Annotated in this window: 6 protein-coding genes; all 6 read left to right on the top strand. The window is 73.1% G+C overall.

Features of this window, described 5'->3' with window-relative positions; all coding sequences use genetic code 11:
* Positions 1-6,492: non-ribosomal peptide synthetase (locus KS423_RS27690; RefSeq protein ID WP_263455305.1), on the top strand; the 6,492-nt coding region annotated here is incomplete at its 5' end.
* Between the two features lie 5 nt (positions 6,493-6,497).
* Positions 6,498-6,713 carry an MbtH family protein gene (locus KS423_RS27685; RefSeq protein WP_224282502.1) on the top strand — a complete coding sequence of 72 codons (216 nt, stop codon included), beginning with the start codon at positions 6,498-6,500 and terminating at the stop codon, positions 6,711-6,713.
* Positions 6,714-6,723: 10 nt separating this feature from the next.
* The gene (locus KS423_RS27680; RefSeq protein WP_224282501.1) at positions 6,724-7,983 is read left to right on the top strand and encodes a cytochrome P450; all 1,260 of its coding nucleotides are present in this window, start codon (positions 6,724-6,726) and stop codon (positions 7,981-7,983) included.
* Between the two features lie 31 nt (positions 7,984-8,014).
* Positions 8,015-8,758, top strand: a complete 744-nt coding sequence (locus tag KS423_RS27675; RefSeq protein ID WP_224282500.1) for an SRPBCC domain-containing protein — start codon at positions 8,015-8,017, stop codon at positions 8,756-8,758.
* A gap of 23 nt (positions 8,759-8,781) precedes the next feature.
* Entirely contained in the window at positions 8,782-8,970 is a 189-nt protein-coding gene (locus KS423_RS27670) for a hypothetical protein (protein WP_224282499.1), read from the top strand.
* 274 nt (positions 8,971-9,244) lie between these two features.
* On the top strand, positions 9,245-10,084 hold the full coding sequence (locus KS423_RS27665) for a patatin-like phospholipase family protein (RefSeq protein ID WP_224282498.1): 840 nt from the start codon (positions 9,245-9,247) through the stop codon (positions 10,082-10,084).
* Positions 10,085-10,324 lie beyond the last annotated feature (240 nt).

The raw sequence follows: 10,324 nt of genomic DNA, 5'->3' as shown, positions 1-10,324 counted from the left end.
GTGGGCGACGGGGACTGGCCGGAGACGGATCCGGTGGTCGCGCTCGATGTGCGGCATCCGGCGTATGTGATCTACACGTCGGGTTCGACGGGTCGGCCCAAGGGCGTGGTGGTTGCCCATGGGGGTGTGGCGAGTCTGGTTGTCGGGCAGATCGAGCGGTTCGCGATCGATCCTGGCAGTCGGGTGCTTCAGTTCGCCTCGCCCAGTTTCGACGCGTCGGTGTCGGAGATCTACACCGCTTTGCTGTGTGGGGCGGTCCTGGTGCTGCCTCCGTCGGGGGACGCGGTCGCGGCGCTGACCGACTCGGGCCTTGCGGTCACTCACGTGACGGTGCCGCCGTCCGTGCTGGCGGCTGTGCCGGAGGGTTCGGTGGCGGTGTCGACGTTGGTGGTGGCGGGGGAGGCGTGTGCGCCGGAGCTGGTGGCGCGCTGGGCGCCGGGCCGGCGGATGGTCAACGCGTACGGGCCGACGGAGACGACGGTGTGTGCGACGATGAGCGACCCGCTCGTGCCGGGGGTGGGTGTGCCGCCGATCGGCCGGCCGATCGCCAATGCCCGGGTGTACGTGCTGGACGAGTGGCTGCGGCCGGTTCCTCCGGGTGTGCCGGGTGAGTTGTACGTCGCGGGCGCGGGTCTGGCGCGCGGCTACCTGAAGCGGCCGGGCCTGACGGCGGGGCGGTTCGTGGCCTGCCCGTTCGGCCCGGAGGGTGCGCGCATGTACCGCACCGGCGACCTGGTGCGCTGGCTGGGCGACGGCCAGCTGGAGTACGTCGGCCGTGCCGACGACCAGGTGAAGGTGCGCGGCTTCCGCGTCGAGCCGGGCGAGGTCGAGGCGGCGCTGGCCGAGCACCCCGCCGTCGCCCGGGCCGTCGTCCTGGCCAAGGACGACCGGCTCGTCGGCTACGTCGTCCCGCGCCGGGACACCGCCCGGAACAGCGGCCTGGAAGCCGACCACGTGGGCGAATGGCAGGACATCTACGACGCCCTGCCCATCGCCCCCGAGGAAACCGCCTTCGGCCAGAACTTCGTCGGCTGGAACAGCAGTTACGACGCCGGCCCGATCCCCGTCGAGCAGATGCGGCAATGGCGGGACACCACCGTGGCCCGCATCCTGGCCCTGCACCCCCGCCGGGTACTGGAGATCGGCGTCGGCACCGGACTGCTCCTCTCCCAGATCGCACCCCACTGCGAGACCTACTGGGCGACCGACTTCTCCGCCACCGCGATCGACACGCTGACCACACAGGTCGCCGAGCAACGGGACCTCGCCGAACGCGTGGTGCTCCAGACCCGCCCGGCACACGACACCGACGGACTGCCGGCCGGGCAGTTCGACACCATCGTGATCAACTCCGTCGCGCAGTACTTCCCATCCGCCGACTACCTCGCCGACGTGATCAGGAAGCTGATGGGCCTCCTCGTCCCCGGCGGCGCACTCTTCATCGGCGACATCCGCAACCTGCGACTGCTGCGCACGCTGGCCACCGTCGTCCAGCTGCACCGGGCTGTCGACGGCACCGACCTCGGCGCGGTGCGCCGTGCGGTGGAGCAGGCCCTGTCGGTGGAGAAGGAACTCCTGGTCGATCCGGACTTCTTCACCGTCCTGCGGGAGCACGGTGCGGACATCGGTGCGGTGGCCGTGGAGGTCAAGCGCGGCCGCCACCACAACGAACTGACCCGCTACCGCTACGACGTGACGCTGCACAAGCGGACGGCCGTACCGGTCGAGGCGCGGGACCTGAGCTGGAACCGGGACGTTGCCGACCTTGCGGAACTGCGCGAACTGCTCAGGCGGCCCGGCACCGGCCCGGTCCGCCTCACCGGGGTGCCGAACCGCCGGGTCGCACGCGAGGCCGACCTGGCCCGGGCGGTGCAGAACGGCGACGGCACGCTCGCCGAGCTGCGGGAACGGCTGCACGCCCCGGAGGATGACAACCTCCCCGACCCGGAGGACTTCCACGCCCTCGCCGAGGACCTCGGCCTCCGGGTGGACGTCACCTGGTCAGCCGACGTGCCCGAAGCCCTCGACGTGCTCTTCGCGGACCGGCCGGGAGACGCCCCCGTCGAGGCCTACCGGCCGTCGCGGCCGGCCGGCGCCGCGCTGTCCTCGCTCACCAACCGCCCGACCGGCAGCCGCACCAGCGGCGCCCTGGTCGCCGAACTGCGCGAGCGGCTGCGTGAACGCCTGCCCGAGTACCTCGTGCCCTCGGCCCTCGTGGTCCTGGACGCGATGCCGCTGACGGCCAGCGGCAAGCTCGACCGCCGCGCCCTGCCCGCCCCCGACCTGGGAGCGGCCACCGGCGGGCGGGCACCGCGCACCCCGCAGGAGCAACTGCTCGCCGAACTCTTCGCCGACCTGCTCGGGCTGCCCCGGGTGGGCGTCGAGGACAGCTTCTTCGACCTCGGCGGGCACTCGCTGCTGGCAACCCGGCTGGCCTCCCGTATCCGGGCGGTCCTCGGTGCCGAACTGGAGGTGCGGACGCTGTTCGAGACCCCGACCGTGGCCGGGTTGGCGGCCCGTCTCGACGGCTCCGTCACGGAACGGCCCGCGCTGACCGCCCGGCCCCGCCCGCACCGGGTCCCGCTGTCCTTCGCCCAGCGCCGCCTCTGGTTCCTGCACCGCATGGACGGGCCGAGCGCCACCTACAACATGCCGCTCGCACTGCGCCTGGACGGCCCGCTCGACCGGCAGGCCCTGCGGGCCGCCCTGGCGGACGTGATCGCCCGGCACGAGAGCCTGCGGACCGTTCTGAGGGAGGCGGAGGGGGAGCCGTACCAGCTCGTGCTCGGCGCGGCGGAGGCGTACCCGGAGCTCCCGGCGATCGAGCTCGCCGAGAACGAGCTGTCCGAGCGACTGGCACGGGGTGCCCAGCGCGGCTTCGATCTGGCCGCCGAGCCGCCGGTCCGGGCGGAGCTGTACGTGCTCGCCCCCGAGCGGCACGTGCTGCTCGTCGTGGTCCACCACATCGCCGCCGACGGCTGGTCGATGGGCCCGCTCTCCCGGGATCTGGCGTCGGCCTACGCGGCCCGCTGCCGGGCGGAGGAGCCGCAGTGGTCCCCACTGCCGGTCCAGTACGCCGACTACACGCTGTGGCAGCGCGACCTGCTCGGCGAGGCGGCCGACCAGGACAGTCTGTTCGCCCGGCAACTCGGCTACTGGAAGGAGGAGTTGGCAGGCCTGCCGGACCAGGTGCGGCTGCCCGCCGACCGGCCCCGGCCAGCCGAGGCCTCCCAGCGCGGTGGCCGGATCGCGGTCCGGCTCGACGCGGACCTCCACCGGGAGCTGCGGGACCTGGCCACCGGCCACGGCGCCAGCCTGTTCATGGTGCTCCAGGCCGGCCTCGCCGCCCTGCTCACCCGGCTCGGCGCCGGCACCGACATCCCGATCGGCAGCCCGATCGCCGGGCGGACCGATCAGGCGCTGGACGAGCTCGTCGGGTTCTTCGTCAACACCCTGGTGCTGCGCACCGACACCGGCGGTGACCCCGGCTTCGCCGAACTGCTCGGCCGGGTACGGCGGAAGGCGCTGGCCGCCTACGCCCACCAGGACGTGCCGTTCGAGTACCTGGTCGAAGCCGTCAACCCCACCCGGTCGCTGGCCCACCACCCGCTGTTCCAGATCATGCTGGCCCTCCAGAACGCCCCGGCCGGCGAGTTCGCCCTGCCAGGGCTGGAGACCGCCCACCTGGAGGCCCCGACCGGCACCGCCCGCGTCGACCTGACCGTCAGCCTGGCCGAGCAGTACGGCCCGGACGGCGTCCCGGCGGGCGTGCTCGGCGCGGTGGAGTACGCGACCGACCTTTTCGACCCGGCCACCGTGGAGCTGCTGTTCGCCCGCTGGGTGCGGCTGCTGCGGGCGGCCGCCGCCGAGCCGGACCGGCCGATCGGCCGGCTCGACCTGCTGTCCGGCGAGGAACGCCGTGAGCTGCTGGTCGGATTCAACCGGACCGACGCCGAACTGCCCGAAGCCGGTCTGCCGGAGCTGTTCGCCCGCCGGGTGGCCGCCACACCGGACGCGGTCGCGGTGGTCGCGGGCACGGCCGAACTGACCTACCGGGAGCTCGACCTGTGCTCCAACCGGCTGGCCCGGGCACTGATCGGCCAGGGCGTCCGGCCGGAGACCCCGGTGGCGGTGCTGCTGGAGCGCTCGGCGGAACTCGTCGTCGCGATCCTGGCGATCGTCAAGGCGGGCGGTGCCTACGTGCCTCTCGACCCGCGCTTCCCGTCCTCCCGGATCGACCTGATCATCCGCGAGACCGGCGCGGCGCTGGTGCTCACCGAGGACGTGCTCACCGCGCTGAGCCAGGCTGAGAGCGATGACTCCGACCTGGAAGTCGTGTGCGATCCACGGCAGTTGGCGTACGTGATGTACACCTCCGGCTCCACCGGGAAGCCCAAGGGGATCGGGGTGACGCACCGGGACGTCGCGGGCCTGGCGTTGGACCCGGGCTGGGCGAACGGCAGTCACCGGAGCGTTCTGCTCCACTCCCCGGCGGCCTTCGACGCCGCGACCTACGAGCTGTGGGTGCCGCTGCTGGGCGGCGGACGGATCGTCTTGGCACCTTCCGGGCACCTCGATGTCGGCGCGTTGGCGCAGGTCATCGGCCGACACGGCGTGACCGGGCTGTTCCTGACGGTCGGCCTGTTCCACCTCGCGGCGGAGCAACAGCCGGACTGCTTCGCAGGGGTGCGCGAAGTGTGGACGGGAGGTGACGTGGTGTCGCCCACCGCGGTCGCCAGGGTGATGGCCGCGTGCCCCGGGACTTCGGTGGTCCACGTCTATGGACCGACGGAGACCACCACGTTCGCGGTGTCCCAGCCGCTGAGCGCACCACCCGTCCCTGCCCGAGCCCTTCCGCTCGGCCGGCCGATGGCGAACATGCGGCTCCACCTGCTCGACGCCGGACTGCGGCCGGCGGTGCCGGGCGCGGTCGGCGAGCTGTACCTCGCGGGGGTGGGCCTGGCCCGGGGGTACCTGGCCAAGCCCGGCCTGACCGCCGGGCGGTTCGTCGCGGACCCGTACGGTCCCGCCGGGCAGCGTATGTACCGCACGGGCGACCTCGCCCGCTGGCGGGCCGACGGCACCCTGGAGTTCGCCGGCCGGGCCGACGGCCAGGTCAAGTTGCGTGGCTTCCGGATCGAGCCCGGTGAGATCGAGATCGCGCTCACCGGCCTCCCCGGCATCGCCCAAGCCGCCGTCGTGGTCCGCGAGGACCGGCCGGGCGACAAGCGCCTGGTCGCCTACCTGGTGCCCGTCGACGAGGACGCGCCCGTGCCGGACGACCTCGCCCGCCGCCTCGGCCGCGAACTGCCCGACTACATGGTGCCGTCGGCGTTCGTGGTGCTGGACGCGCTGCCGCTGACCGCCAACGGCAAGCTGGACCGGGCCGCCCTTCCCGCCCCCGAGTACCGGGCGGCGGGTGCCGGCCGAGGCCCACGCACCCCGCAGGAGCAGTTGTTGTGCGGCCTGTTCGCCGAGGTCCTCGGCCGGGAGCAGGTGTGCATCGACGACAGCTTCTTCGAGCTCGGCGGGCACTCCCTGCTGGCCGCCCGACTGGTGTCGCGCGTCCGTGAGACGCTGGGCGTCCCGGTGGGCCTGCGCACGCTGTTCGAGGCACCCACCGTGGCCGGCCTCACGAGCCGTCTCGCGATGAACGACCCCGAGGACGCCTTCGACGCGGTGCTCCCGCTGCGGTCGACGGGCACCCGCCCGCCGCTGTTCTGCATCCACCCCGGTGGTGGCATCAGCTGGTGCTATTCCGGGCTCCTGAACCACCTTGGCCCGGAGTACCCGGTCTACGCGATCCAGGCGCGCGGCCTCGCGCGCGCCGAGACCCTGCCCACGTCCTACGAGGAGATGGCGGCCGACTACGCCGACCAGATCCAGAAGATCCAGCCCGACGGCCCGTACCGGCTGCTCGGCTGGTCCGCCGGCGGGCTGATCGCCCACGCGATCGCCTGCGAGCTCCAGGCCCGCGGCGAACGCACCGAACTGCTGGCGGCCCTCGACGCCTACCCGGTCAAGGACGTGGTGCTCGAAGAGTCGCCCGTGCCCACCGAGCGGGACGTGCTCGTCGGCATCCTCGACTGCGATCCCGCCGAACTCGGCGAGGGGCCGCTGTCCTACGCCGAGGTCGCCGAGATCCTCCGGCGCCGGGGCAGTGCCCTGGCGCACCTGGACGAGCAGCGCATCGAGGCCGTCGTCCGGATCATGATCAACAATGCCGAGCTGGCGGCCACCCATGCCCCCGGCAGGTTCGAGGGAGGCCTGCTGCTCTTCAACTCCACGATCGACCGCACCGAGGACTCGGCCGGTGCCGGAACCTGGCGGCCGTACGTCACCGGCCGGATCGACCCGTACGACATCACCACCCGCCACGACCGGATGACCCAGCCGGGCTCGCTCGCCCAGATCGGGCCGATCGTGGCCGCCCGCCTCGCCGAGCTCACCGGTGAAAGCACCCCTTCCCGCCTTTCCCACCAGGAGGACTGATTCCCATGGCCAACCCCTTCGACGACCAGGACGGCACCTTCCTCGTGCTCGTCAACGACGAGAACCAGCACTCGCTCTGGCCCCAGTTCGCGGACGTCCCCGAGGGCTGGACCGTCGCCCACGGCCCCGACACCCACGCCGCCTGCCTGGAGTACGTCGAGACGTCCTGGACCGACATGCGGCCCAGGAGCCTTGCCGACGCCATGGCCGCCCAGCGGTAGCGCGGCCGACGTGACCACCACCGACACCCTCGGCGAGGCCCGCGGCAGCGCGGGCCTCGCCCGGCCCGACGACCTCGCCGCGGCGCTGTACACGCCCGAGGCCCGTCGGGACCCGTACCCGCTCTATGCCCGCATGCGGCGCGAGAGCCCCGTCCACCGCAGCGCCCAGGGCATCTGGCACCTCACCCGGTACACCGACGTCGACGCGGCCCTGGGAGACCTGCGCCTGTCGAACGACCGGGACCGGATGACCAGGGCCCTCGGCGGCCTGGGCGGCAACCTGAAGGCCCTGAGCCGACTCACCAACCGGCTCGGCCGGGTGATGACCAACACCGACCCGCCGGACCACGCCCGGCTGCGCAAGCTGGCCAACCGGGCGTTCACCGCCCGGCGGGTCGAAGCCCTGCGCGACGGCATCCAGGCGACCGTCGACCAGCTCATCGACGAGGCGGTCGCGGCGGGGCCGACGATGGACCTGATCGAGGCGATCGCCTCCCCGCTGCCGCTGTCCGTCGTCTGCGAGCTCTTCGGCATCCCGCCCGAGGACCGCCCGCAGGTCAAGACCTGGTTCCGCCGGCTCGGGAACCTCACCGCGGGTATCGAGCAGGCCGAGGCCGCCGTCGACCAGTACGAGGAATACCTGTCCGGGCTCATCCGGCAGCGCCGGAGCGAACCGGGCGACGACCTGATCAGCGCCCTGGTCGCCACGCAGGCACACGACGACCGGCTCACCGACTCCGAACTGCTGTCCACCTGCTTCGTCCTGATCACCGCCGGGGACGAGACCACTGCCAACCTGATCGGCAACGGGGTGCTCGCCCTGCTGCGCCACCCCGACCAGCTGGCCCGGCTGCGCGAGGACCCGGCGCTGATCCGCACCGCCGTCGAGGAACTGGCCCGCTACGACACGCCGACCCAGTCGATCGTCCGGGTCGTCGCGGAGGACGTCGAGATCGGCGGCCAACTGCTGCGCGAGGGCGAGCTGGTGTACCCGTTCCTCGCTGCGGCCAACCGGGACCCGGACCGCTTCGAGGACCCCGACCGGCTCGACCTGGCACGCCCCCGCAACCGGCACCTGAGCTTCGGGACGGGCCCGCACTTCTGCCTCGGCGGCCCGCTGGCCAGACTCCAGACCGAGGTGGCCGTCGGCACGCTGGTCCGCAGGCTCCCGCACCTGCGGCTGGCCGACGAGGCCGCCGACGGGGCGGCCCTCGAATGGCGGCCCAACCCGTTGCAGCGGCACTTGTCCGTCCTGCCGCTGACCTACTGAACACCCCATCCACTGCAGAGGAGTACCGACCATGGCCCGAGAGTTCGAGGTCCGCAGGGAGCAGGACCTTCCCGTCGTACCGGAGGAGGTCTGGCAGGCGGTCGCCACCGGGGCCGGCAACCTCCGTTGGCTGTACCCCATGGAGGTCGAGCCGCGCGTCGGCGGAACGGTCTCCCGCGGAGGCGGAACCGTCGTGGCGTGGGAGCCCCCGCACCACTTCGCCGTCCGGGCGACCAGGGACGGCGGGTTCTCGAACACGCTCAGGTACCGCATCGAGCCGGTCGCCGACGGGTCGAGCCACCTGAGCATGGGGATCCACTGGGTGCACGAGGGCGTCGTCGACGAGGGCTGGGACACCAGGTCGGACGCGGCCGAGAAGCACGTCGACTTCTACCAGCACGGCCTCGCCGAGTACCTGCGGCACTTCGCCGGCCGCCCCGCCGTCTACGTCAAGGCCCAGCGCCCCGAAACCACCACCGACCCCGCCGACTTCGCCGCCCTGCGCCGACGCCTCGGCCTCGCCGACGACGCGGCCGTCGGCGACCGGCTCCCGCTCGCCCTCCCGGGCCGGGAAGGCCGCTCGGAGGAGGTGGTCGTGGACTGGCTGAGCACCGACTTCGTCGGTCTGCGCGGCCCCGACGCGCTGTACCGGTTCTTCAACGGCAGCTCCTGGGACTGGCCGATCTGGCTGGGCCACCACCTGTTCGCCGAGGACGCCGACGAGCACCTGGCCACCAAGGCGTGGACCGCCTGGCTCAACGACCCCCAAACCTAGGAGCACCACCGACGGAAGCCTCGATGGAAACCCTGCTCCACGCCGTTGGACTCGTCGAGGAGGACGGCACCCACACACTCGTCGTCCAGGACGTGGTTCGGGGCACCGTGCGGACCACCCCGGACCCCGAGGCCGTGGTCGACGAGCTCCCGACCTTTCTCTCGGCGCTCAGCGCCAAGCTCGACCCGGCGCCGTCGCGCGGCCGCTGGTAGGCCTCCGCGACCCCACGAGGCCGATGCCGTCCGGGAGCTGCCGTGCCCGGACGGCATGCGGGCAAAGCGGTCCGCGCCTGCTCGCCTTCCGGTTGCGCAGCGCATCACGGTGCCGCACCGCCGGCGGCTCGCCCGTCACGCCTCCCCTGTCATCTCGACACCGGTACCGGGGAGCACTCCCCGGTACTGTTGCTTTTGTCGGCGGAGCAAGCGGGGCCATTCCCCGTTTCGTCGCCCGTGGACGTCCACGGGCACCTCCGCGAAAGGGGGAAGCGTGGCAGACACCGCACTCGTGCTCGGCGGCGGCGGACCGGTGGGCGGGGCCTGGCTGACCGGGGTCCTCGCCGGACTCACCGAGGCCGGGATCGATCTCTCCGGGGCCGAGGTCGTGATCGGCACCTCCGGCGGTGCCGTCTTCGGATCCCGGCTCCTGTCCGGCGTCCCGGCGGCAGAGCTGTACGAGCGTCAGCTCTCCGGGGTCGACGCGGTCCGTCTCCCGGTGACGGCGAGCCAGACGGCGCGCTTCCTCTGGGCGGCGCTCGGCTCCCGCGATCCACAGCGGTCCGTGGACCGCCTCGCCCGGACGGCGCTGCGTGCCCGCACCGGCCCGGAGTCCGAGGTCTTCGGGACGGTCGGCGCGCTCCTGGGCGAGGTGCGCGACTGGCCCGAGCGGAAGTTGCGGATCACCGCTGTCGACACCCGGACCGGAAACGTCGAGGTGTTCGACGCGCACTCCGGAGTGACGCTCCTCGAAGCGGTCACGGCGAGCTGTGCCGTGCCCGTCGTATGGCCGCCGGTAACCGTGGCGGGTCGGCGCTGGATGGACGGCGGCAGCCGCTCGACTGCCAACCTCCAGCTCGCGCGCGGGTATCGCCGGGTGCTGGCGGTTGTGCCGATCCCCCACGCGGTCGGGCCGCATCCGGACGCGCGGCAGCAGGCCGCGGATCTGTCCGACGACGGGGCGCGCGTTGTCCTGCTGTCCCCGGACCGTGCCGCGCGTCGCGTGATGGGCCGCAACATGGTGGACGACACACGCCGGCCGGCTGCTGCCCGCGCGGGCCACGCCCAGGCCACCGCTCTGGCCGCCTCGGTGGCCGAGTCGTGGTGCGACTGAAGGCCGACCGTCCGACAGCCTGGTGCCGAAGCGGTCGTGCCGTCCTCCCGGCCGACGGGCCGGTTGCCGTCCTGCGCGGTCGGCGGCCGGCCGCGCAGGACGACGGGAGTTCAGCCCTTCGCCGCGTCGTGTGCGAGGCGGGCGCCGGCGCGGACCAGCCACTTCCGGGCGTGCTCCCGGGCGGAGGCCGGGTCGCCCGCGAGTGCGCTGAGGGTCAGGGCCCGGTCGTCGGCCGACTCG

The organism is Streptomyces sp. LS1784 (assembly GCF_020103755.1).
Classification (GTDB): domain Bacteria; phylum Actinomycetota; class Actinomycetes; order Streptomycetales; family Streptomycetaceae; genus Kitasatospora.
The sequence above is the reverse complement of the archived record's forward strand: the minus strand, read 5'-3'. Positions and strand labels throughout refer to the sequence as shown.